This window comes from Aliarcobacter skirrowii CCUG 10374 (assembly GCF_003544835.1).
Lineage (GTDB): Bacteria > Campylobacterota > Campylobacteria > Campylobacterales > Arcobacteraceae > Aliarcobacter > Aliarcobacter skirrowii.
This window is the reverse complement of record NZ_CP032099.1, coordinates 778,736-803,220: the sequence shown is the minus strand read 5'-3', so window position 1 is coordinate 803,220 and position 24,485 is coordinate 778,736. Positions and strand designations below refer to the sequence as shown.

Here is a 24,485-nt window from a genome sequence, read left to right as displayed (position 1 = left end):
TTAAAAGGAAAATAAAATAGATGTTAACAGTTATGACAGGACCTTGTGTTTTAGAAGATATGGATACAGTTTTAAAAATAGCAGAAAAATTAAGACCTCTAAGTCTTGATAAAAGAGTTGATTTTTATTTTAAAGCTAGTTTTGACAAAGCAAACAGAACAAGCCTAAGCTCATTTAGAGGTCCAGGACTTGATGAGGGTTTAAAAATATTTGAAAAAATCAAAAAAGAGTTTGGATATAAAGTGGTTACTGATATTCACGAATCATATCAAGCAGCTCCTGCTGGAGAGGTTATGGATATACTTCAAATACCTGCTTTTTTGTGTCGTCAAACAGATTTGCTTGTAGCTGCTGCTAAAACAAAAGCAAAAATAAATATAAAAAAAGGTCAGTTTTTGGCAGCAGATGCTATGAAACACCCTGTAGAAAAAGTATTAAATACAAGAGGAGTAAGTGAAGTAAGTTATGAAAGTAGCAAAGAAGCTGGTGTTTGGCTTTGTGAGAGAGGAAACACTTTTGGATATGGTGCTTTGGTTGTAGATATGAGAAATCTGCTACTTTTAAGACAATATGCTCCTGTGATTTTCGATGCAACTCATAGTGTACAAATTCCAAGCACTGGAGGTACAACTGGTGGAAATAGCTCATTTGTACCATATATGGCAAGAGCGGCTGCTAGTGTTGGAGTTGATGGATTTTTCTTTGAAACACATATTGACCCAAAAACAGCAAAAAGTGATGGACCAAATATGCTTCATATTGATCAACTTTATAAAACTATGGATGAGATTTTTGCTATTAAAGAGGCTTTAGGAAACTAAAGCCTCTTTACAAATAAGCTTATATTTTAATTATTTTGATAGAATATTTTCTAAAAATTTTAGGGGATTTTCTATGAATACAACTTCAATAATTAGCCTTGATTTAGGAGGGAAAAACACTGGTTTTTTCTCTTGTACTACAAACGATTTTAACAATTTAAAAAATTTTCAATCTGGAACTATTATTTATGATGAAAGCTTTATTTTATCTCAAGTAAATAGAAGAGGAAAAAGACATACAAAAAGAAATAATCTTAGAAGAAAATTAGCAAAAAGACTTTTTTTGCTAATTTTAAAAGAGCATTATAAATTAAAAATTGATTATCTACCAGATGAAATTTTAGCTCTATTTAATAAAAGAGGTTATACCTATGCTAGTTTTGAACTCTCAGATGAAGAGCAAGAAAGTTTATCTTCTAACATATTAAGCGACACTTTACAACAATATCGCTTAGCTAATGAAACCTACCTAATTCACAGAAATAGTATCTAAGTAAAACTTGATAACACTATACGATATAATTTTACTTCAGATTAGTTTTCAATACCTAATTACCTACAACTATTTCTCAAACTATAAAAACATCTCTATTTATCACTTTATATAAGAATTAAATTCATAATTAGTAAAACAAATATAATAATCTTTTTTATAGCTCTATTCTTATATTTCATTAACACACAATATTATCATTTTGATATTTAAATAGAACCAAAAAAAGATTTTAAGTACTATTTAGATAAAATTTACCCTATTTAAATAAGATTTGGAGAACAATATGAGAATAATAGAGGGAGCTTTAAGGCTAAGAGGAAACGAAAAAGTTGCTATTATAAATGGAAGATTTAATCACATAATCACAGACAGATTAGTTGAAGGTGCAAAAGATTCATTCGTAAGACACGGTGGAATTGCTTCAAACTTGGATTTAATCTTAGTTCCAGGTGCATTTGAGATTCCTTTTGCTCTTGAAAAAGCACTTGCAAGTGGAAAATACGATGCAGTTTGTTGTGTTGGAGCAGTAATTCGTGGTGCAACTCCTCACTTTGATTATATAAGTGCAGAAGCTACAAAAGGTATTGCAACAGTTGCTTTAAAATATGGAAAACCTGTATCAAATGGTGTTTTAACAACAGATACAATTGAGCAAGCAATTGAACGAGCTGGTTCAAAAGTTGGAAACAAAGGTGCTGAAGCTATGGTTACAATAATAGAGATGCTAGATTTATATAGCGAAATGGAAAAATAATTTGGCAACAAGAACACAAGCAAGAGAGTCAGTAATTGGTCTTTTATATGCCTATGATTTAGGAAACGAAGAGATTTCAAAATTTGTTGATGATATTTTAGAAGAAAAAAAGATACGAAATAACCAAAAAGAGTTTGCTTTAAATCTTTTTAATGGAACAGTTAAAAATATAGAAAAAATAGATGAAGAGATTATCAAATATCTTACTCAAGGAACTATTCAAGATGTTGGAAGTGTAGAAAAATCTATTTTAAGATTAGCAATTTTTGAAATACTTTTTGAAAATCTATCAAAAGCAATAGTTATAAATGAAGCAATAGAGCTTAGCAAAAAATTAGCAAGTGATGGAGCACCAAAGTTTATAAATGCAATTTTAGACCAAATAAAAAAGGCTTAAAATGAGTAAAGATATGAAACTTTGCTTATCTTTGGATTTAGAGAGCAAAGAGGAGAATTTAGCCTTAGTAGAAAAGCTAAAAAATTTTGATATGTGGTTAAAAGTTGGTTTTAGAACATATTTAAGAGATGGAAAAAAGTTTTTAGAAGATTTAAAAGCTATAAATCCTGATTTTAAAATATTTTTAGATTTAAAGCTTTATGATATTCCAAATACTATGGCAGATGCTGCTTTTGATATCTCAAAATTTGGTTTAGTAGATATGTTTAATGTTCATGCAAGTGCTGGAATAGAAGCTATGAAAACAGTTATGAATAGAATCAAAGATATTCCAAATCGACCTTTGGTTTTAGCTGTTACAGCTTTAACTTCATTTGATAATGAATCTTTTAAAAAAATATATGGTGAAGATATAGACAAAAAAGCAAGAGAGTTTGCAAAAAATACATTTGAAGCTGGACTTGATGGTGTTGTTTGCTCTGCTTTTGAAAGCCTTGATATTAAAAATAACACTTCAAAAGATTTCATAACTCTTTGTCCTGGAATTCGTCCTTTTGGAGAAGATAGTGGTGACCAAAAAAGAGTTGCCGATATAAAATTCTCAAAAGATAATTTAGTAGATTTTATAGTTGTAGGAAGACCTATATATAAAAGTGAAAATCCAGAATTGGTAGTTAAAAAGATATTAGAAAATATATAATATTTTTAGAAAGAGCTATAAAAAAGGCATTTTTAAGCCTTTTTTAAGTGATTAAAAACTATAATTCCCGTCCAATTTAACCAGTTGGTAACAAAAAACGGACAGTTGGGTGAGTGGCTGAAACCACCTCCCTGCTAAGGAGACGTACTGGCAACGGTACCGAGGGTTCAAATCCCTCACTGTCCGCCATTTGTGGGTCGTTAGCTCAGCTGGTTAGAGCACTCGGCTCATAACCGAGTGGTCGAAGGTTCGAGTCCTTCACGACCCACCACGATTTTATCGAGCTTCTAGCTTGATTTAAGCTTTCATTTTTTTATATCTTTATACCCTGTTTCTACCCATATAATATTTTATGTTTACAATATATTTATTAGCTCTTGTGTATTATCTTATTTTACATAATAGTATTTACTTATTTAGCAGGGCAAAAAGTGCCATTTTATGGTAGCTACAGAGTTCTATCGGCTACTTTTTTATGAGCTACGGCTACTTTTTTATGAACTTTATCGAGCTATCGGCTACTTTTTTATGAGCTACGGCTACTTTTTTATGAACTTTATCGAGCTATCGGCTACTTTTTTATGAGCTACGGCTACTTTTTTATGAGCTAAATTGAGTCAAATATTTCTTTATCTAATCTCTCATTTATCTCTTGCAAATCTTTGTCAAATTTCAAAGTACCCTTCAGAAATTTTTGATAAAGTTTTTGTTCATATTTCAGAGGATCCTTTATCTCTTTAGCTCTAGCTAGTATCCTTTTTATCTGCTCTTGAGCTATTTGTTTATGCCTGGTAGAACTTTGAAGATTTTTTTTCTTTTTTTCTTTGAATTCCTTTAAACTTCTTTCTTCATTCTTAATTATAGTGATTACTAAGCTTTCAACAGCTCTATTTACTTTAATCTCTTGATATTCAAAATAGATATCAGATTTAGTACTTAATTCATTTTTTGCAACTTCTAAAACTTTTCGTTTGAAATTTTTGTAATGATTATAACTTGATATAATTTCAAATTTTTTCTTTTTGTAGTTATAACTACTTGTAAACTTTACTAATAACTCATCTAAAGTTATTTCAATAGTTTTAAATTTTGAGTTTTTATAAGTATCATAAAGGCTAAAATTGTACTCTAACCACTCATAGAACCTTAGAGTATAAACACTCTCAAATTTGTTATATTGCTCGAGCTTTAGCTTTGTAAAATTGTTTTTAAGTTTTAAAAAATGTGGTTTCAAAGAGCTATGAAAACTAAACTCTAAAATATCATTTGCTTTATCAAGTTTAAAATGACTTAAAAAAGTCGTGTACTCTTCTACTTTTTCTCTATTTTGCAAACAAATCATTGTTGTAAGAAGTTGTTTTAAACTCTCACTCAACCAATTTAAATTTTTTCTATCTATGTCTAAAAATTTTAAAATAGTTTGAACTCTTATACTATAAGTAAAAAAGTCATCATCATAAGCATTTATAAGACTACTTACAAAGCCTAAATATCTAGCTTGAATTAAAGTAATATTATATTTACTATTTATTAGATTGTTTGATTTGTATATCAAATCTTTACTATCTTTTTCTCTTATATGCACTATCTCCATTTTTAAATCTCATATCACTACATAGTTTTTACTTGATTTGAAACTATAAAATCAACAACAGCAATTTTTGTATATAAAATTCTTCTTTTTCCAAGTCTTAAATATGATGGTCCAAAACCCTCTCTTCTCCAGCTCTCTAGTTGGTTGATAGAAACTTTTAAATATTTTGATAACTCCTTCGTATTTAACCAGTTTTTATTTTCTGACTTCATATCATTAAGCTCTTCTAAAATACTATTTTTTATATCTTCGATATTCATTTTTATTTTCTCCTTTTTAATTTTTAACCAAATATTGGCTAACATTTTCTCTTAAGAATTATGTAAATTCTTTCATAGTTCTAATCCAGTTCGTAAACGCCAATTTTTGAATGGATTGGAACTCTTCTAAACTTTCAAAAAAATACTTTCCAAACTTCATACTTATCACCTCCTTTTTTATTAATTTATGTAAGTTTATGTAACATTTGATATACTAATCATTGTTTATTTTGTTTTAACAGTAAAAATTAAAAGAACAAAAAACTAAACAAATGTTTAATAATGTTTAGTTATGTGTAATATTGACAAGTATTAACTTAAATAAAGATTAAATTAGTTGGTTATAATGGAAAATGTAGAAAATATACTTGATAAATTGTATTCCTTTTATAAAGTAGGTAGTGCATCAGAACTTTCTGAAAAAATACATACAACACAACAAACTATTTCAAATTGGAAGATTAGAAATTCAATTTCAGCAGTAAAGAAAAAGTGCCGTGAACTTGGTATTTATAATGAAATATTTGGAGATAGTTCTGTTTCTTTTACTCAAACTGGAGCAAATTCAACTCAAATTAAAACTCAAAATAATGAAAAAGATGTATTTAATAGTAGTTCTATAAATAAAAATATAAATATTGATGATGAGTTCTTACCTTTATTTCAAGCTTTATCAAGTGTAGCAGATGTATTAAATAAAAAAGAGCAGCTAAAAGTAGAACTTAAAAAATTAATATCAAAGTTACCTATTTTATGAATCAAGAAACATACACTCAAACTGCACCCAATTCGACTCAGATTAGAACTCAAAACAATAATTATTACAGCTATAATACTTTTAATAAGTCTTTAAAAAACTTTAAAGAACAAATACCTGTAATAAAAATATATTTTATAAATAAAGAAAATTTAATAAATCATACTGCCTTATTGATTTCATTTTTATTATTAATAGCTTATTTTTATACTTTTTTAGGATCTATACTAACTATTTTTATTACAATTATTTCATCTTTTATATATTATCTTTTATATAAAAAAGCAAAAAATAATAATTCAGGATATTTAGAAATCAAAGATAAATCAATAATAGTTAATTTTGATAAAAAATGTGAAAATATTGAACTAAAATTTACAGAAATTAGATCTTTTTTACTAGAAAAAACTATGTATGGTTATCAATTTTTCATATATTTAGAAGATGCTATAAAACCTAAAACTCAATTTAAAACTACTGATATTCATACTGCTTTAGCGATAGAAGAATTATTAAAGTATAAAATTATGGAAAGTATTGAAAAATAATAAAAACTTAAATATTTTCTCTATTCAAACTATAAATAAGAGTATTTAAATTTTAATTTAGATATCATTTTAGACACTATATAAGGGAAATGCATCATATGAAAAAAGAATTTACACAAAAAGTAGTATATATTTTAACTGAGTCATTTTTACCAGTTATATTTTGGTTTGGCTTATTTGGTATATTTATAATATCAATAGATGAGTCTACTATGAATGGTATAAGAGATTTTCAAATTCCTAAGTATATAGATACTTTATTAAAAAATAACATTCTAGAGTTTGTTGCTGTTATTTATATTTTGTATGTTGTAAAAGACTTCAAAGACTCAAAAAATAACGTTTAAATTTTATAATTTTAATGTAAAATATAAATAAAAAAGCTTCTGTAAGTTTTGTATTATCATCACACAATTTTAATAAATCATTATTATCGAAGACATTTAGGTCATTTTTGAGTTCATTGAATTTATTAATAGTTCTATTTGCTAAATCATTTTTCTCTTTACCTTCATGAATAAATGGTTTTAAAGCAATATAAGTTGCTGCAATATCTTTCTCTTTTAAAATATCTACTATTTGTAGCAAAGCTTTAGAACATGATCCTCCAAGTTCTGTAATAATAAAGTTATTATTATCTTTTCTAACTGTACTAAAAGTTAATAAAAATTATTTCATTAATTTGCGATAGTTTATATCTCAGAACTTTAGAGCTGATCTGTCAACACTTTATAGAACACAAAATATTTAACGGTCTCTAGTTTTTTTATCTTTTTTTCTTAGTTTAATATCATAAAACTACACCTATTAGCATTGCAAAACTCTAAGTACATATTCAATCATTTTTTAATTGTTTTAACTTTAAATGTAGAAAACTACACCTCAAAAAAGTACAAATATAAAATTTTGAACGGTCAAATTTTTTATGCTTGAAATAATTAAAATACCACTCAACTATTAATTTTTATGAGTTTATAATTTCATTTAATTTATTCCAAACACTTTAAGCATTACATATTTTGAAACGCTTAGAGATGATTGTTTTGCTTTTTTAGTAATTTCATCTTTTTGTTCTTTAGTAAGGTAAATTACTATTTGTTCTTGTTTTAATTCGTCAGCTTCAAGTTTTGGTCTACCTTTTGGGTTTAAAACTTTTTTAGTCTGCCCTCTTCCAGAGTTTATAAATTCATCTAATTCATTTACACTATTTTGAGTAACTTGATCTTCAACAAATGCAAATGATTTTTTTTCATTTTTCTTAAATATTGATTCTTTCATTTTATAACCTTTATTTTAATTATATTCTATAATTATATTAATATTAATTTATTATTAAATAAATACCAATTAACTATTTACATATTCAACTAGTTCATCAAAGAAGTTATTAAAGTCATGATAAGCTTTAGACTTTTCATCAAGGAATTCAAGTATTCCTAAACCATTTGAAAAAGAGTTTTTATATGCTTCTCTCTCATATATTACACTTTCACAAAGTTTTATATCTTCAAGATTCTTATCTTTTATATATTGTTTTAAATCTTCTATCTTTTTAGTTAAGAAAGGATTTGGACTAGCTTTTGAAATAGTAATAAGTGCTTTAACATTTGGATTAAAAGCTTTAGCTTGATTAAACAAATTTATCATTTTATTTAAAACAGCAATATCTAAATCACTTGGAAGTGTTGGAATAATTACTAAATCACTAATTGCTAAAGCTTGTCTCATTTCTTCACTATCTCTTCCGCCTGTATCAATTACAATAGAAGAGTATTTATTTTGTAAACTTTTAACTTCTTTACCAAGGCTTGTACCAAATTTAGAAACAGTATTAAAAATAAGATCAATATTTTCATTAGCTCTAATGTTTGTAAATACTTCAATACTTCTTTGAGGATCTGCATCAATTAGCAAAGTATCCTCTTTTAAAAGTCCAAGTTTTACTGCAATGTTTAAAGCAATTGTAGTTTTTCCACTACCACCTTTTTCATTACAAACTGAAATTATCATTTTAATTCCTTAATATTTTAATATTAAATTATAATTAAAATGATATTAATTTACTATTAGATTAATATTAATATACAAATAATTTATTGATATAAAACTTTATTTTTGAAGAAAATTAGTTATATTCTCTGATATCTTTTTCATTTTCTCATTAAAATTTTTATCAAATGTACCATCATCTATATAAAATGGTTTTACATAACCTATTTTTTTAAACTCATCTAAACTATATAAAAACTCAAAATATTTATCTAAAACTTCTATTTTAGTAGTTGTTCTAGTTATCTCTTTTTTAAATTTTTCATAGTATTGTTCAATCTCTTCATCTGTAAAATTAAAATTATCAATACAATACTGTTCAATAAAGTGTTTTTGAGTCATTCCAATTTTTGTAATCCACTCTTTTAAATCTTTTTGTTTTTCTTTTATATTATTACTCATTTTGTCCCTTGTTGTCCTCTACTGCTATTTTATAATTTCATTATCCTAATTTTAGGAAATATATTTAAAGGAGCCTATTATGGCAAAACAAACTCCAATGACAAAAGCTGCATCACAAAGAATCCAGTCTGCAACGGCTAGACAAAATGGAGGTCAAACTCCAAAAGGTACTTTTAGTTCAAAAACTCAAAGTATAGTTGATTCAAAATCTTCAAAAGGAAATAAATAAAATGGATACATCAAATATGACTCAAGAGGAATTAGATCTTTGGTCTGATATTAATAATCCAAATAATGACGCTGATATGGATGACTGGGCAGATGCTCATAATCCTAACAACGACGATTATCTTGACTAATTAACAAACTATGAGATTTATCTCATAGTTAAATACACTCTTTTGCTTTTAATTCAAATATCTCTAAAAAAGTATTATAATCTTTTTGATATGAAGAATAAGAGTAGTCTAACTCTGTTTTTCCTAATGCACAAGTACAAATTTCTTTTTTATATAAATAATTTTTTCTTGCTAATGGTTTTTCATAATTTGATATACAGTTGTTAATAATTTCATATTCAATTTTTATTGGATATCTATTTACTTGTAAATCATATTTCTCAACAATATCATCAATATGATGTCCAGCAACTCCACCTAAAGTTAATGCCATTATTAATGATGTAATTTTTTGTTTATTTGTCATTTTCACTCCATAAATCTTTCATTTTAAAGGCATATTGATATAAAGCATAAAAGTATAGAAATATTGCTATTAAAATTAATAATTCAAAAATTATAGTCAAAAAATCTATCTCTTGTGTTGAAGTTTCAATAGGAGGTACGATATAAGTACCTATGAAGTCAACTAATACTATAAAAAATATGTAAATCCAAAACTCTTGATAAAAAACTCTTTTCTGATATACAAATCCCCATACTCCAAAGAATGAGATAAAAATTATTAAATAAATTAATCCTATATAAATATTACTAAAAATATTATTCTCTAAAAATATATAGTCTTCAGAAAACAACCATACATTTAACGAGCTTAAGAATATAATCCCTATCCAAAAAACTACTTTCCACCAAATACTACGCTGTTCCATAAATTTAATTCCTTTATATTAATGTTATTAAATAATCTTTCAATCTTTTACTTTCTTGACTTGCAGTTGTTGAAAATCTCATGATTGGAATATTATATTTTTTCAAAATTCCATCTTTTAATTGATCTCTCTTTAATTGAATTGGATTTTTTTCATGATACTTATAACCATCAACTTCAATTGCCAAAACAATCTGTTTATTAATTTTGCTATATACTAAAAAATCTATATGAGTATTTTCATTATTTACAAATTTAGTTTCTTCTTCATTTAGTAAACTAAAATCTTTAATTATCACTCGTAATTGTCTATGTAATACCACATCTAAATGAAGGAAGTTATCCTCTTTCAGTACTTCATCTATTATAAGGCTCATCAAATTTTCAGATTTATGTTCTGATACATTTTTATATTTTTGTTGATACTTATTTAGATGAGAAGAATAACTTTTATAAAGTAAATCAAATATTGAGTAAATTTTACTTTCTACAATATCACAATTATAATACTTGACATATCCTACTAAATCTTTCATGTTTTGATTCTTTTCTCTATCTGAAACTACTACATAAAGTTTATCAACAGCTCTTGAAACAGCAACATTTAACAAATTCATATCATCAGCAAAATCATCTTCATCAGTCACTACTGTACTTAAAATTATTATATTTTTTTCACGACCTTGATATTTATGTACAGTATCAACTTCTATTTCTTTATTATTTTTATACTCTTCATTTATTTTATTTACTTGTTTTCTAAATGGAGATATTATTCCTATACTACTATTATTTAAATTTGGTAATATCTCATTAGTAATTACATCAATTTGACGTTGATTGTATTTTCCTCTTGCATGATTTCCCTCTGCCGTATTAAATAAAACTAAAGGTGATTCATTTTCATTTTTAACTTTTGTTAAAACAATTAGCTCATCATTATAAAATTTCTTATTACAAAAACCTATGATTTTTGGATTACATCTATAATGTTCTTTTAACAGTGTTTTTGGAACATCCTTAAAAATTTTACTAATTGATAGTAACAAGTTATTATCATAATGATAGGCTTCATCAACTTTGTATTGATTGTAAACAATTTGAATTAAATCTTTTGTTTCATTTGTAATTACATGAGGTAGTTGTTTTAGGTCACCAACAATAACTACATTTTTTGCACAAGATAAAGCTAAAGATCCTGAAAGTACATCAACTTGTGAAGATTCATCTATTATCAAATAATCATATAAATAGCTATTTCCTGTAGAGTTTCTTAATGAATGTGTTGTACTTAAGACAATAGGATATTCTTCAATAAAACTTCTAAAGTCTCTCCACAAAACATCACTATTAAAAATTGTTCTTTTAGTAGCAAATTTATACTTATTTGAAATAAATCTTTTTAATAAGAACATTGACTTTTGAGTATATAACTTCATTTTATTTTCAAAATCAAAATTTGATAACTTATTTTCAAGTGTATTTATTTGTTTAGTTATTTCAATCTCTTTATTCTCGTAAAATAAACTTTGAAGATATTCAATTATAGAGTTTATTGGATATTTGTAAATTGAAAAAGAAAAGAGCCTATATTTTATAAGATTCTTTATTTTAAACAAAAGCGTTATTTTTTTATTTAAAAGTTGAATACTTTCAAACTCTGCCCATAAAGAGAGTAAAGAATCAATATCATACTTTTTAAAACTTTTAAAATGTTCCATATTTTTATCTTTTTTTTCATAATAGTCTAAAAAATGTTTTTTTTCTACTTTAAATTCTTCATATAGTTGCTTTTGTAATGCTAATTCATTCTGAGTAGATAACATCTCTTTAAGAGATTTAATATCTTGACTTACCTCTTGATATAGTTTTTTAAAATCAACCTCAGTTTTTTCACTTACAAAGTTAGGATAACTGCTATCTTGATGATTAAAAAACTCTTCTTGATTATCTTTATTACCCAAAAAAGCTGATATAAAAGACAAATCGTAACTACTTAATTTATCATATACATTTTTTGTTGCTGCATTATTATTTGAAACAATAGCAACTGTTTTTCCTTGCATTATAATATTTGATAAAATATTTAATATAGTTTGTGTTTTACCAGTACCTGGAGGTCCTTCTATAATACTTATTTGATTTGTTAGTGCATTTTTTACAGCTTTTTCTTGGCTTAAATTAAAACCAAAAGGAAAGATAATTGTAGGTCTATTTACAAAAGTATCAATAATACCAGAACTTAAATATTTAGATAAAACACTATCTTCACTTATGAAAGTCATTTTTTTATATTGTTTATCTAAAAATCCAACTTCTTCTTTATCATCAGTATTGTTTAATCTTTCTGCTAAACTTTTTAAATACTCTAATACACTATTTATCCTATTATTGTTTAAAGAGTTTTTTTCTATTTTAATATGCTTTTTATCATATAATCTACAACTACCATCTTCAAAAAAAATTCTCAAATGACTTTTAAAATCAAGAATTTTACTTATCTTAAATAATTGTTTACCATTTGAAAAAATAATACAACTATTTAAGTTTATCTCTATGGGATTTTCAATTATCTTAACTTTATCTAAACTATATGAATATTTAGTATCATTACTTTTAAAAACAATATCAACTTTATTTTTATTAACATCAAAATTTTCAATCTCTTCTGTTTTATCAACATCATTTATTAGAATTAAATACTTATTTATATCCATATAACTTTACTTTATCTTTTTTAATTTCTCTAAAATTTTCACCATAGCCAAAGTATCAAGTTTACAATACTCTAAAAGTGAATTTCTAAGTTTTTGTTTTTCTTTTTCATCAAGTGAACTAAGTCTTGCGAAAGCATTCATAGCTTGGCTTCCATTTTGAACACCATCTAGTTCTTTGTATGCTTTTTCAAACTCTGGAACAAGTGCTGGTAAAACATACTTGATAGAATAACTTCCATTCATAGATGGAGTTACATACCATTTCTTTTGAAAAGGAACCATCAAATCTTGCATATTATCATTTATTGATAATAGATGTTCACTCAACTCTTCAAATAGTGTTGAAAGTCTTTTTATTACACCTTTTTCAAAACTCATGTTATAAGCTAATACCGTTACATCTTTTGGGATATCTTCACAAAGTCTAAAAGCAAGTTCATATCTACTATCAACACTATCTTCTGCTAAATACTCTTTATGTTCTAATGTGCCATCTTCATACTCAATATGAAGTGAATATTGAAATGGTATTTGTTCGTAAGCTTTTAAACCTTTATATAAAGGAATTGCTTGTTGATATGTTTCAAAATCTAAGTGATATATTGGATAAGTTAGATTTTGTAAAAATGATTTGATATTTTCTATATCTATATATATAATTTTTGATTTATAGTTTTCAACTGCTTGTGCTTGAATAGAAGTCATATCAAAGTCATGTGGAACATCATCTATATTTATAATACCTTGACTATAAAGTTCTATTTGTTTTTTACTTCCAAGATTAAAAATATTAAATATAGAATAATCAGGTATTTGTCTTTGAACTTTCCAACAATACTCTTTAGCATCACATTCATAAGGATTATTACAATGCTTACCTATATCTACATTTGGTTCATTTTCTTTATCTTCTAAATATGTTTCAAACTCTTTTAAAATATTTGGAATATTTGATTGTAATGATATAACTTCATTTGTAACATCAACTATTTTAAAAAGTTGATTTATATCTAATTCATCATCTCTAATATATTCATTATTTATATGAACTACATTTGCACTTTTTATTTTAAAACCTAAGTTTTTAAGTACATAATATTGAATAGATACATCATGTAAATATATATCTTTTACTTCTGTTGAACTTTTAACTTCATAAATAGATACTTCATTATTAGAAATAGTTAAAATATCTACCATAATTAAAATACCTGAAAAATTAAAAGTAGCTTCATAAATATTTTCTACTTTCTCATCAAGCCACTGTTTTGTCGTAGATATCATCTCATCATAGTTTTTTGAATATGGGACTTCTTTTCCATTTAGAAAAAGTTGACAAGCAAAATCTCCTACTATATTTCCAGTATCAAATACTGCAAGGGCAGACTCATCAGGTGGTGTTAATACACTTGGCTTATATTTTCTAAGCCACAGTGCTTTGGGGCATTGGATGCCTTTTGTATAGAGGGATTTTGATAGGGTCATTATAAATTATTATCTAACATATTTATATTTAACATTTAGATTAATAAAACTATTTAAACCATCACCACTTTGAGCAAGTTTTTTCATATGTTCAATATTTTCTTTTCCTGCACTTGCATATGAATATACATAAATTTTTGCAGTATTCCTAAATTTAACATTTATTTTATCTGAGCCTATTTCATAAGCTTCAATACCTGAATCACCATTTATATCTTTATATTTTATCATTTTTTATCCTTCAATTTGATGTTTGTTTTATAATTTCAATGTCTTTATCACATTCTTTAATTATATAATTGGGTACAGTTTGATACACACAAGGATTTAGCTGATATATATAATCATTTTCTATATGAAAAGTTTCATTAATAAATTTTCTTATAGTACGATTATTATGATTATTATTGTTTAAAACTCTATATATTTGTAGCTTTTCATAATTATTTGTAGTTTTCTCATATAGTCTAATTAATTCATTATTGTCATTAATATTTTGAAAACATACACTATATACAAAAGGTTCATTTATACTATTTTTAATCTCTTCAGATGCATCATTAATTTCAGTTTCTGTCATATCCCTATCTTCAGTAGAAGATTGATACTTTGGTACTTCTCGCTTATGGAATATATTTGATAATAACTGATATACTAATCCCTTGTTATTTGTAACTTCATTTAATCTTCGTAAATAAATTAATTTATTTATCTGTTCATCTAAACTTAATATATTTTCTTGGGCAATTTCTAAAAAAGTTTTAATATCATTTTTTGAAATTGATTTTTCAGATAAAATGCCATCAATATTTTCTAAAAAGTAAGCATTTGGTTTAACAACATTAAATATATCAGAATGATGTAAGATAATGTCAACTATTGGTTCAAAATCATGAGTCAACATCAATACAGTTTTATTCTTAAAACTATTATCACCCCTAAATAACTTTTCAATTATTGCAAACTTTTTGTTTTTATCGAATGATGAAATTGGGTCATCAAGTATTATCAATTGTTGATTATTTTTTAAAACATCATACATAAATAATATAAGTGCAAAAGCATTTTTTTCACCATAACTTAAATGATTTCTTGCATTATCAATATTACTATCAATAAAATCATTATGTTTAAGCTTCATTGAATATGTTTGTTTTGAAACATCTTCTTCTATATTTACAGAATAATTATATCCTGCATATTTAAGAAAATCATTTATTTCATCTTTATAGGTTTTAATAGTTTCTTCTATTCTTATTTTCTGAAGTCTCACTTTCCCTTGTAATTGTCCTGATTTCTGCAAAATTGACTCTAATGAATCATTTATCTTGTTTATTTTTTGAGATGTAGTTTCAGTATTTAAATGATTAATATACTCTATGTTAATTTTTAAATCTTTAATAATAGTATCAACTTTATCAAAATCTTTTAAGGATTGAAACCCTAGCCTTTTTATATTTATAAGTTTATCTATTAAAGTATTTACTTGTTCCTTTATTTCAAGAAGAAAATTTTCTTCCTCTTTTTTCAATCCATCAACATTTTTTGATATTGAAATTATATTATCATATGTATCTTGAGTAAAATATGCTTTTAATTTTGATACAGTTTGAATCACTTTATTTAAATGTTCAATTAATTTTGAATCATACTTTTTTTCTACAGTTAAAATAGTTTCTTTTTTCTCTTCTATATCAGATGATGTACAAAAGGGACAACATGATGAAATATCTAAATAATCTTTCCCTGACATTTGCCATTTAAGCCAAGTGATATTTTTCTCATTTTGTATGAAATCTTTATATACAACAAGTTCTTCAGGAATATTTTCAACCAAATTCCCCTTTCCAACTCCTTTAAAAAAAATACTTGATTTAGATAATCCTTTTGCATTCCCAAAACTTTGTAAGAGTTCATTTAAGTCATTAAGCATTATTTCTATGCCTTGATTTTCATCAAAGGTTTTAGATATTTCTATTATCAACTCATTTATTTCACTCATACCATTTTTATAATCATCATTGTTAATAAAAATATCAAAACTATTTTTTAGAACATCATTGGATTGTAAAACAATTTGATTTACATAATCCTCATTAAATACAGCTATACTGCTAATTGTTTCAATTCCTATTACTTTAGGATTATTAGTATCAGACTCATTTCTATATTTAAAAGGCTTTAATTTAAGTAAATCTGAAGTAGCATTATTCTTATCATTAACTGCATATTCTATAGCTTTTGAACTTGTAGATTTTCCAGTTCCATTTATTGCATATTTAATATTCAAAGAATTTTCAATAATTTTAATACTACCATTTTCTATACTATTACAATTTTTCAGTTGAATATTAAATTCACTCATGAAAAAATTCCCCAATCTCTTTCTACAATCCAATTAGGAGTCCAACTTATATAGTCTTTAGGTTCAAATGACTCATCCAATATTTCAACTTTTTTAACTTGTTCGGGTAAAATTGAAAGATTATGTTTTCCATCTGGACTATTTAAATCTAAGAAATGAAATCTATCTTTGCCATCTTTATATCTTCTACTTTCTCCATAATCAAATGGTACACACTTTCTATTTCTTAATAAATTATCTTCTTTTGCAATAAAATCTACAGATAAGTATCTTTTCTCATGAATTGCTTGTAAAAACTTCTCTAACATTCTATACTCCTTCTAATTTAAATTTAAACCACTCGTTCCATCACCCTTAGGCATAACCCTAATCTGCAATGGAATTCGCTCTTTTAATGCTTCCACATGGGAAATCACACCTACCATCTTTCCTGAACTTTGAAGTTGATTTAGCGCATTTAGTGCCAACTCTAAACTATCACTGTCAAGTGTTCCAAATCCTTCATCCAAGAAAAGTGAGTCTATACTTATCTTTTGACTTGCAAGTGCTGAAAGTCCAAGTGCTAATGAAAGACTTACTATGAAGCTTTCACCACCTGAAAGTGTACTTACAGGTCTTACTACATCCCCTTGAAAACCATCTATTATTTCTATTTCTAGTAGCTTACTTGAATCACTACTTCTTTGAAGTTCATATCTTGGACTTAAGATCTGTAAATGTTTATTTGCTAGATAGATTAGTTGGTCTAAAGTGATACCTTGAGCAAATTTCGCAAATTTATCACCACTTGCTGAACCTATCATTTCATTTAGTTTTATCCATACTTTAAAGGCTTCTTTTTTCTTTTCTAACTCTTTAATTTTATCTTCATGTTTTTTCATATTTGAAGCATTGATTTCAAGCTCTTTTTCTAAACTACCTATTGATTTTTGGAGTTCATCAATAGAAGTTTGCAACTCTTTTAATTCATCATTTAAAGTTTGAAGTTCTTTATCTGTTAGATTTAACTCTTTTTGTTCAGATAGTTTTTTTGCTGTATCTATTTTTAGAGTTTGAATTTGAGTATATTTTTCTTCTAGAGCTTTACACTTCATAGATAACTCTTCTCTTAACTCTTTTGATAAAAGTGCTTTCTCAAACTCTTCTTTTGAACTAAAACTGTTTTCGAGTAAGGCATTATTGAAATTTTGTGTTATCTCTTCTAGTTTTGTATTATCATTAATTTGTTTTTGATTTAACTCTATTATTTGAGTATTTAGTGATTCATTTTTTGAATTTAGATTTACTAACTCTTTTGATAAAGAGGTATATTTTTCGTTAATAGTGTTAAATTTATTTGTTATCTCTTTTTCAAAGATATTTAAATCAGATACATCTAAAATAGCTTTACTTTGAATCTGTAACTCTTTCGTTTCAGTAGAAATTTTAGAAAGTTGTTCAGCGTCTATTTTTAAACTTGACTCTATTGATCTGATTTTTGTATCAAGCTCTTTTAGTTGTATTGTTAAGCCTTGAAGTTTAGTATCAAGCTCTTTTTTTGATGTTTCATTATTTATAAAACTATCTTTTTTTGCTACTATTGTTCTAAAGTTTTCTTCAAACTTTTCATCAAATATTAGTTCATATTTACTATATACTTTTGAAAGTTCCTCATCTAAACTTTGTTTTTTAGACATGTTTTGAATTTGTTCATTTTGTAATTGATCTATTAAACTTTTTAATTTATAAAGTTCTTGTTCATTTTGAGAAACTAAAGTTTGTTTAGTATTTAACTCTTTTTGAAGATTATCCCTTTGAGCTAAAACTTTATCTTTCTCATCTCTTATTTTTATTATATTTTTTAACTCTTCTTCTAAAAGTTGCTTTTCTTCTTCTAAATTTGTTTTTGAATCATCTGTTAAAATAAAATTCAATGAACTAAATACTTGTTCTATATCTTCTTTATTTTTTAATAATTTATTTAGTTCTAAAGTAGAACTCTCTATTTTAGTTTCTAGTTTTGATAAATTTAATTCAATAGTTCGTAAAGCTTTATTTTCATCATCAAATATCTGCTTTTTTTGAGCAATTATTGAAGTTGTTTCATCTGCACTTACACTTTTTTTATGATTTACAAATGGATGTTCTTTTGAACCACATAAGAAACACTCTTCACCTTCTTTTAGATTTACTCTATCACGCTCATATTTTGCTATTAAAAGTTCTGCTTCTCTTTTGTCATTTAAAGTTTGTATATGTGTTTGAATTTCATTTATTAGTTTTGTTTTTTCTTCTAGATTTGTTTTTATAGTTTTTGATTCATCTTTTGAAGAAGAGATGATATTTTCTTCTTTTAATATAGATTCCAACAATCTTTTATATTCATCTACAGAAGTAATTAGTTTCTCAATACTCTTTAATCTATCTCTATTATTTACTTCTTTTTGATTAAAACTTGAAGTTTGAATTTCTAAGTTTTTGTACTCCTTATCTTTTACATCAAACAGTACTTTTATCTCATCAAACTCTTTTTTTGCTTTTGTAAAACTATCTTGTAAAGTCTTTTCATTTAAATTATTATTTTGAAGTTTTTCTTCTATTTGATTTAAAAGTTTTAGTACATCTTTATAATCATTTACATTTTTTGAGATTAAAGATATCTCTTCTTTTAATGATTCATCATTTTTATTTTTAATTAGATAATCATTTATAGTTTTTAACTCATTATCAATTTTTTCTTGATTTGTTTTTAAGAGTTTTAAATCTTCATCTAGGTTTATTTTTTGTTCATTTTGAGAGCTTATTTTATTTTCTATCTCTTTGATATTTTGATATTTTGATTCTATTTTAGTTTGTAGTGTTCTTACTTCTTGAAGTTTTTTAGAGTTTGAATCAAATGAAATTTTCTCTTTATCTAATTCATCCTTTGTTTTTAATGATTCATTTGTTTTTGATTGTAAGAGTTGTTTTAAATCTTCTAACTCTTTTTGAAGTTTTTCTAGTTTTTCTTTATCTTGATTTATTATTTGAGTTAAAGAGTTTTTTTCTTGATATATTGGCTGAACATTTAAAGCTTTATTTGCTAAGTCTAGTCTCATAAAGTCTTCTTTTTTGTTCTCTTTTTCAAGACTGATTTGCTCAAACTCTTGAATATACTTAGTATTATCAGCTTCTAATTTTTGTAAATTTTCAAGCCAATTAATTACCTTTTTTAGTTCATTTCCTTTAGTATCAAGTTCAAGTTTTTGAGCTTTTGAATTATTTAAGATTAAAGTCTTTTCAGTAACAACTTCATTTGATAAAAGTTCAATATTTCCTAATAAATTTTCATCTAATTTAATCTCATCATTTTTTCTAGTATAAGTTTGATATATCTCTTGTGATATTTGTTTATAGATTTGTGTTCCAGTAATCTTTTCAAGTAGACTTGAACGCTCATTTTCCTTTGCTTTTAAAAAAGCATCAAAGCTTCCTTGAGCCAACATCATAGATTGAATGAATCTATCAAAATCAAGCCCACTTAAATCTTCTATATATTTTGGAACTTTAGAAAGATATGATTCTAAAACTTTTCCTGTTTCAACTTCACTAATTTCCATCTTAGCACTTTGAAAAGCTCCATCAGAACTTTTCCTAGCTCTTTTTTGACTCCAAGAACTTCTATAAACTTTTCCTTTTACTTCAAATTCAACTTCACATAAACATTCCCCTGTATGTCTACTCATTAGCTCATTTGGGTTTGTAAGTCTTGCAGTTCTTCCATATAAAGCACAAGTAATGACATCTAAAATAGTACTTTTTCCAGCACCTGTTGGTCCAGTAATAGCAAATAAAGATTCATCTTTCAAAAACTTTTCAAAGTCTACTTCAAACTCACCTTTTAGTGAGTTAATATTTAGTAATTTTATTTTTAATATTTTCATAGGCTTTGCACCTTAGAAACTACTTCTTTAAAGTTTAAAAGTAGTTCTTTTTCAAGCTCTTTATCTTCTAAATCTTCAAGTTCTAATCTTTTTTCAAATACCTGTTCAACTGATAGTTCATCTAAACTTATAACTTTTAATTCATTGGCTTTTAATTGCTTTTCACTTTTATCTATTTTTACAGCAAGAAGTGTTAGTTCAAGTTTTGAAGCAAGTTGTCTGATTTCATTATTTGCATACATTGCATTATCATCTTTTATATGAACTTCTATCCAAGAGTTTTTATCTTCTATTTTAGTAAGTTCATTTTTTATAATTTCAAAATTTCCTTTGATAACAATTAGTTTTCTAAAAAGTGGAATTTCTAACTCTTCTATATTTATATTATTTTGAGTAAAAGATACAAGATTTACTTTTTTAATATTTTTTGATTCTGAAAAACTAAGTGGTATTGGAGAACCTGAATATCTAACATGTTCATTTTTTCCAACTATTTGATTTATATGAAGATGCCCTAAAGCAACATAATCAAACATAGAAGCTAAATAATCTCCGCCAATATCAATAGTTCCACCAATATAAATATCTCTTTCACTTTGAGAACTTCTACTTCCAACAGTTGTTAAGTGTCCCATTGCAATTATTGGGATATTTTTATCTTTTTTACTTTTTTCTTGTTTTAATTCAAGTGCTTTTTTGTAGCAATTTTCATAATAAGCTTTAATACCACTATTTGCTAATTTTTCTTTTTCACTTATTGTTATTCCACTTAAAGATTCTCTAATAACACTATCTCTTAAAAATGGAACAGCACAAACAATAGATATTAAATCATCATTTTTATTTATAGGAATAATTACATTTTCATCTTCATCACCAGTTGTAATAACATGAACATTTAAAACTTCTAAAAGTTGCTTTGGTGCTTTTAATGTTGATACTGAATCATGATTTCCAGCAGTTATAATAGTAGTAATAAGTGTTTTAATATTTGATAGTTCTTTTAAAAAATTATAATAAAGCTCTAAAGCATAATTTGGAGGTGTTCCAGTATCAAAAATATCTCCTGATATAACTAAAACTTCAACATGTTTTTCTTTTATAATTTTTAAAAGCCAAAAAAGAAAAGCTTCATGCTCATCTACCCTACTTTTTCCCATAAAATTTTGACCAAGATGCCAATCTGATGTGTGTAAAATCTTCATTTATGTTTCCTGATGTGTATTAGGTTTATTATAGTTAAAACAATATAAATTGTTAGTTATTTGTTTCTTCTTTTCTATATTATTGTACGATAATGCAAAAACAAATTTTAGGAGAAAATATGAACATAGACAAGTTATTACAAGATTTTTTATTTCATTGTAAATTTGAAAAGAATCTAAACCAAAAAACTATTGTAGCTTATACAATAGATATAGAGCAATTCAAAAAATTTAAGAATTTAAAATATATGAGTATTAATGATATTAACAAAGACATACTAAAGGAGTATATTGAATATTTATATAACTTAGAATTAAAACCAAAGTCAATTAAACGAAAATTAGCAACATTAAAAGCTTTTTTTTCTCATCTTGAGTTTGAAGAAATTATTACAATAAGTCCATTTAGAAAGATAAGAGTTTCAATAAAAGAACAGAAATTACTACCAAAAACAATTGAAATTCAAAATATTAGAAAACTTTTTAAATATATTTATAAAATAAAATCCAATTCTAATGAAATAGAAAAATATTCATATAAAGCACTTATTAGAGATATTGCTATTTTAGAATTATTATTTGCAACAGGGCTTAGAGTATCAGAGATTAGTAATATTAAACATCATGATTTTAATTTAAGTACTGGAAATATAAAAGTTTTAGGCAAAGGTGGGAAAGAAAGAACTATCCAAATATGTGAGCAGGAAGTAAAAACAGCTTTAAAAGAGTATTTGTCTCTATTCAAAGATGAAATACTTAAAAAAGAGTGGTTTTTTATTAATCGATTAGGTAATAAATTTACAGAATATTCTATTGCAAATATGATTAAAAAATATCAAATAAAAGCAAATATACAACAACATTTAACTCCACATATGTTTCGTCATAGTTTTGCAACTATGCTTCTTGAAGAAGGAGTTGATATTAGATATATACAAGGAATGCTAGGACATGCATCTATTTCAACAACTCAAATTTATACTCAAATAAATATGAAACAACAAAGAAAAATTTTATCAACAAAACATCCAAGAAGAAACTTTCAGTTCCAATCTTAATATAGCTTATCCTATTAAAATGAATACATAATAATAGGATATTATATGTCATCTATTGATTACAATGAAATTCAAAAAAATTATAATAATATTGATGAAATCTGGACAGAAGAAGATTCTTGGCATTTTTATACTTTTATAAAAATTAAAAAATTTATAAAAAATGAAATCAAGAAACTTAATTTAGGGAGTAATTTTACATTGTTAAATGCTGGCTCTGCTGGTAATGATTATGAAATTAACTGTGAAAAACATATTCATGTAGATTTAATAGAAAAAAATATAATTGATAAACCACATTATATAATCGGGTCAATAGAAAAACTTCCTTTAAAAAACAATGAATTGGATTTTATTTTATGTGTAGGTAGTGTAATAAATTATACTGATGCATTATGTACAATTCAAGAGTTTAGCAGAATTTTGAATACTGGAGGATATTTAATCTTAGAATTTGAAAATAGTTATAGTTTTGAATATTTTTTAACCGATAATTTTAAAAAGAAAGCTAATATTGTAAATACATTCTATAAAAATAAAGAAGAAAAAATTTGGATTTATTCACATAAATTTATTAAAGAACTATTAGAATTAAATAATTTTAAAATTATAAAATCAAAAAAATTTCATATATTATCTCCACTAATTTATAGATTCTATAAAAATGAAAAAGTTGCCAGTAAATTTTCTATATTTGATAGTTTTTTATCACATATTCCTTTTCTAAAAAACTATTCATCAAATATTATTTTACTTTGCCAAAAAGTTTAAGTATTAATTTAAATTGTTCAATACCCTTTTTTGAAACAAGAGAATAAACTAAAAAAAACATTGATGTATTAATTATAACAAAGCTTATTGTTTGCAATAAAGACATATCAAATGCTTTTCCTAATAGTAAAGTTATTAATGCAAAGATAAAAATAATCCCCAAAATTGTAGTTGTATTTTTTATTTCCTTGCCAACATTAAATTCACTATAATTATTCATTGGCTTAATTCCACCATTTATATTAATTTCACTATGCAAACTATCAAATATTTTAACTTTTAATTGTTCTATAATAATCATATAAGATTTTAAATCTTTTTCTGATAGAAATTCTTTGTACCACCTTACATAATGATTATTATAAATAGTTTCCACAATCATTTTATAAGTTTCTTTTTTTATTACTCTATCCTCATATGCAGGAAAATATAATATTTTTGCTTCAATTAAACTATCATGATTATTAATACCTAAAGAAGGTTGAAAATATTTAGATTGAATTTCTCCAAAGCCATTCATCTTCAAGAGTTGTAATAGTGATTTATTTTTTGATTCTACCTCAGTAACAATAAAATTATATTCAAATTTATATTCTTTAAGAAATTCTTTTAAAAGGGCAATTATCATTTGAAAAGAATGATTTCCTCTATGACTAGATGCAATTACGAAATAGTCAATTGTAATAAAAGACTCTTTTTTAAAATATAAACATTGTGAAAAACCTATGATTTTGTCATTCTCATAAAATCCAAAAATTAAAATTTTATCCTCAAATAGGTTATTATAATTATCAATCCAATAAATTATTTCATTGGATGAAGTCCTTAATTCTGATGGCATTTCATTTATATAAATATCTAGAGCCTGTATAAAGTCTTCTGATTTGCTATCTTCAAATAATCTTATAATATAACTTGGTGATGAAATTGTTTTCAATATAATATCCTATTATTTTATATTCAGTTATTATGCCAAAAATTAGTTTTAGTTATGATTACTGTAAATACAACTATCTATTATTTATAAATTCTTTCTATTATTACTCTTTGATCTTTCTCTACTCTTTTATTCTCATTATTTAATACTTCTGTAT

The 24,485-nt window shown here is 25.0% G+C and carries 28 protein-coding genes and 2 tRNA genes; 14 read left to right on the top strand and 16 right to left on the bottom strand.

What is annotated here, in order from left to right; genetic code table 11:
• The first annotated feature begins 20 nt into the window (after positions 1-20).
• From kdsA to ASKIR_RS04210, 7 genes are all read left to right on the top strand, one after another.
• Complete coding sequence (gene kdsA / locus ASKIR_RS04240; protein ID WP_115588565.1) at positions 21-821, top strand: 3-deoxy-8-phosphooctulonate synthase; 801 nt, start codon at positions 21-23, stop codon at positions 819-821.
• Positions 822-894: 73 nt separating this feature from the next.
• The gene (locus tag ASKIR_RS04235) at positions 895-1,314 is read left to right on the top strand and encodes a hypothetical protein (protein WP_066350225.1); all 420 of its coding nucleotides are present in this window, start codon (positions 895-897) and stop codon (positions 1,312-1,314) included.
• 286 nt (positions 1,315-1,600) lie between these two features.
• Positions 1,601-2,071, top strand: a complete 471-nt coding sequence (gene ribH, locus ASKIR_RS04230; RefSeq protein ID WP_066160861.1) for a 6,7-dimethyl-8-ribityllumazine synthase — start codon at positions 1,601-1,603, stop codon at positions 2,069-2,071.
• A 1-nt stretch (position 2,072) separates the two neighbouring features.
• A complete protein-coding gene (gene nusB / locus ASKIR_RS04225; RefSeq protein ID WP_115588564.1) occupies positions 2,073-2,468 on the top strand; it encodes a transcription antitermination factor NusB in 396 nt (131 codons plus the stop codon).
• Position 2,469: 1 nt separating this feature from the next.
• On the top strand, positions 2,470-3,168 hold the full coding sequence (gene pyrF, locus ASKIR_RS04220; protein ID WP_082946356.1) for an orotidine-5'-phosphate decarboxylase: 699 nt from the start codon (positions 2,470-2,472) through the stop codon (positions 3,166-3,168).
• Between the two features lie 99 nt (positions 3,169-3,267).
• Positions 3,268-3,357, top strand: a tRNA-Ser gene (locus tag ASKIR_RS04215).
• Positions 3,358-3,362: 5 nt separating this feature from the next.
• Positions 3,363-3,439, top strand: a tRNA-Ile gene (locus ASKIR_RS04210).
• A 336-nt stretch (positions 3,440-3,775) separates the two neighbouring features.
• Here the strand turns inward: ASKIR_RS04210 and ASKIR_RS04205 are convergent.
• Positions 3,776-4,762 (bottom strand): replication initiation protein, encoded by a 987-nt coding sequence (locus ASKIR_RS04205; protein ID WP_083205871.1) that lies wholly within the window; start codon positions 4,760-4,762, stop codon positions 3,776-3,778.
• 17 nt (positions 4,763-4,779) lie between these two features.
• A complete protein-coding gene (locus tag ASKIR_RS04200; protein WP_066429689.1) occupies positions 4,780-5,022 on the bottom strand; it encodes a helix-turn-helix transcriptional regulator in 243 nt (80 codons plus the stop codon).
• A 346-nt stretch (positions 5,023-5,368) separates the two neighbouring features.
• Between ASKIR_RS04200 and ASKIR_RS04195 the strand changes: the two genes are divergently transcribed.
• The 3 genes from ASKIR_RS04195 (at position 5,369) to ASKIR_RS04185 (ending at position 6,674) form a co-directional block, all read left to right on the top strand.
• Positions 5,369-5,779 (top strand): ATP-binding protein, encoded by a 411-nt coding sequence (locus tag ASKIR_RS04195; RefSeq protein WP_128994505.1) that lies wholly within the window; start codon positions 5,369-5,371, stop codon positions 5,777-5,779.
• Positions 5,776-6,327 carry a hypothetical protein gene (locus tag ASKIR_RS04190; RefSeq protein WP_066429695.1) on the top strand — a complete coding sequence of 184 codons (552 nt, stop codon included), beginning with the start codon at positions 5,776-5,778 and terminating at the stop codon, positions 6,325-6,327. The genes ASKIR_RS04195 and ASKIR_RS04190 overlap by 4 nt, the downstream gene beginning before the upstream one ends.
• A gap of 98 nt (positions 6,328-6,425) precedes the next feature.
• Positions 6,426-6,674, top strand: coding sequence for a hypothetical protein (locus tag ASKIR_RS04185; protein ID WP_066429696.1), 249 nt, complete (start codon positions 6,426-6,428; stop codon positions 6,672-6,674).
• On the opposite strand, the gene ASKIR_RS04180 is transcribed toward ASKIR_RS04185, so the two are convergent.
• The 4 genes from ASKIR_RS04180 to ASKIR_RS04165 all read right to left on the bottom strand — a co-directional run bounded on the left by ASKIR_RS04180 (position 6,649) and on the right by ASKIR_RS04165 (position 8,778).
• Positions 6,649-6,915 (bottom strand): FtsZ/tubulin family protein, encoded by a 267-nt coding sequence (locus ASKIR_RS04180; RefSeq protein ID WP_066429698.1) that lies wholly within the window; start codon positions 6,913-6,915, stop codon positions 6,649-6,651. The two genes, ASKIR_RS04185 and ASKIR_RS04180, sit on opposite strands and share 26 nt — an antisense overlap.
• Before the next feature lie 396 nt (positions 6,916-7,311).
• A complete protein-coding gene (locus ASKIR_RS04175) occupies positions 7,312-7,605 on the bottom strand; it encodes a plasmid mobilization protein (protein WP_066429700.1) in 294 nt (97 codons plus the stop codon).
• Positions 7,606-7,674: 69 nt separating this feature from the next.
• Positions 7,675-8,337, bottom strand: a complete 663-nt coding sequence (locus ASKIR_RS04170; RefSeq protein ID WP_066429708.1) for an AAA family ATPase — start codon at positions 8,335-8,337, stop codon at positions 7,675-7,677.
• Between the two features lie 99 nt (positions 8,338-8,436).
• On the bottom strand, positions 8,437-8,778 hold the full coding sequence (locus ASKIR_RS04165) for a hypothetical protein (RefSeq protein WP_066429710.1): 342 nt from the start codon (positions 8,776-8,778) through the stop codon (positions 8,437-8,439).
• A 79-nt stretch (positions 8,779-8,857) separates the two neighbouring features.
• On the opposite strand from ASKIR_RS04165, the gene ASKIR_RS10255 reads away from it, so the two are divergent.
• On the top strand, positions 8,858-9,007 hold the full coding sequence (locus tag ASKIR_RS10255) for a hypothetical protein (RefSeq protein ID WP_164966873.1): 150 nt from the start codon (positions 8,858-8,860) through the stop codon (positions 9,005-9,007).
• 1 nt (position 9,008) lies between these two features.
• Positions 9,009-9,137, top strand: a complete 129-nt coding sequence (locus ASKIR_RS10400) for a hypothetical protein (RefSeq protein WP_014469095.1) — start codon at positions 9,009-9,011, stop codon at positions 9,135-9,137.
• 28 nt (positions 9,138-9,165) lie between these two features.
• Here the strand turns inward: ASKIR_RS10400 and ASKIR_RS04160 are convergent, their stop codons facing one another.
• From ASKIR_RS04160 to ASKIR_RS04120, 9 genes are read right to left on the bottom strand one after another with little or no spacing between them, the layout of a single operon-like run.
• Positions 9,166-9,483 (bottom strand): hypothetical protein, encoded by a 318-nt coding sequence (locus ASKIR_RS04160; RefSeq protein WP_066429712.1) that lies wholly within the window; start codon positions 9,481-9,483, stop codon positions 9,166-9,168.
• Positions 9,473-9,889 (bottom strand): hypothetical protein, encoded by a 417-nt coding sequence (locus tag ASKIR_RS04155; RefSeq protein ID WP_115588563.1) that lies wholly within the window; start codon positions 9,887-9,889, stop codon positions 9,473-9,475. Before ASKIR_RS04155 ends, ASKIR_RS04160 begins: the two co-directional genes overlap by 11 nt.
• Before the next feature lie 13 nt (positions 9,890-9,902).
• On the bottom strand, positions 9,903-12,605 hold the full coding sequence (locus ASKIR_RS04150) for an AAA domain-containing protein (RefSeq protein WP_115588562.1): 2,703 nt from the start codon (positions 12,603-12,605) through the stop codon (positions 9,903-9,905).
• A 6-nt stretch (positions 12,606-12,611) separates the two neighbouring features.
• Positions 12,612-14,090, bottom strand: a complete 1,479-nt coding sequence (locus ASKIR_RS04145) for a DUF2779 domain-containing protein (RefSeq protein ID WP_174694326.1) — start codon at positions 14,088-14,090, stop codon at positions 12,612-12,614.
• 9 nt (positions 14,091-14,099) lie between these two features.
• The gene (locus ASKIR_RS04140) at positions 14,100-14,321 is read right to left on the bottom strand and encodes a hypothetical protein (protein WP_115588561.1); all 222 of its coding nucleotides are present in this window, start codon (positions 14,319-14,321) and stop codon (positions 14,100-14,102) included.
• Between the two features lie 10 nt (positions 14,322-14,331).
• On the bottom strand, positions 14,332-16,455 hold the full coding sequence (locus ASKIR_RS04135; protein WP_115588560.1) for an ATP-binding protein: 2,124 nt from the start codon (positions 16,453-16,455) through the stop codon (positions 14,332-14,334).
• Entirely contained in the window at positions 16,452-16,763 is a 312-nt protein-coding gene (locus ASKIR_RS04130) for a hypothetical protein (RefSeq protein ID WP_115588559.1), read from the bottom strand. The genes ASKIR_RS04135 and ASKIR_RS04130 overlap by 4 nt, the downstream gene beginning before the upstream one ends.
• Before the next feature lie 12 nt (positions 16,764-16,775).
• Positions 16,776-20,357, bottom strand: coding sequence for an AAA family ATPase (locus ASKIR_RS04125; RefSeq protein WP_115588558.1), 3,582 nt, complete (start codon positions 20,355-20,357; stop codon positions 16,776-16,778).
• A complete protein-coding gene (locus tag ASKIR_RS04120; protein ID WP_115588557.1) occupies positions 20,354-21,562 on the bottom strand; it encodes an exonuclease SbcCD subunit D C-terminal domain-containing protein in 1,209 nt (402 codons plus the stop codon). Before ASKIR_RS04120 ends, ASKIR_RS04125 begins: the two co-directional genes overlap by 4 nt.
• A 119-nt stretch (positions 21,563-21,681) precedes the next feature.
• On the opposite strand from ASKIR_RS04120, the gene ASKIR_RS04115 reads away from it, so the two are divergent.
• Positions 21,682-22,620, top strand: coding sequence for a tyrosine-type recombinase/integrase (locus ASKIR_RS04115; protein WP_115588556.1), 939 nt, complete (start codon positions 21,682-21,684; stop codon positions 22,618-22,620).
• Between the two features lie 45 nt (positions 22,621-22,665).
• Entirely contained in the window at positions 22,666-23,391 is a 726-nt protein-coding gene (locus ASKIR_RS04110; protein ID WP_115588554.1) for a methyltransferase domain-containing protein, read from the top strand.
• Here ASKIR_RS04110 and ASKIR_RS04105 read toward each other — a convergent pair.
• Positions 23,366-24,328: a GNAT family N-acetyltransferase gene (locus ASKIR_RS04105; protein WP_115588555.1), complete on the bottom strand. Its 963-nt coding sequence runs from the start codon at positions 24,326-24,328 to the stop codon at positions 23,366-23,368. The genes ASKIR_RS04110 and ASKIR_RS04105 overlap by 26 nt on opposite strands.
• Between the last annotated feature and the right edge of the window lie 157 nt (positions 24,329-24,485).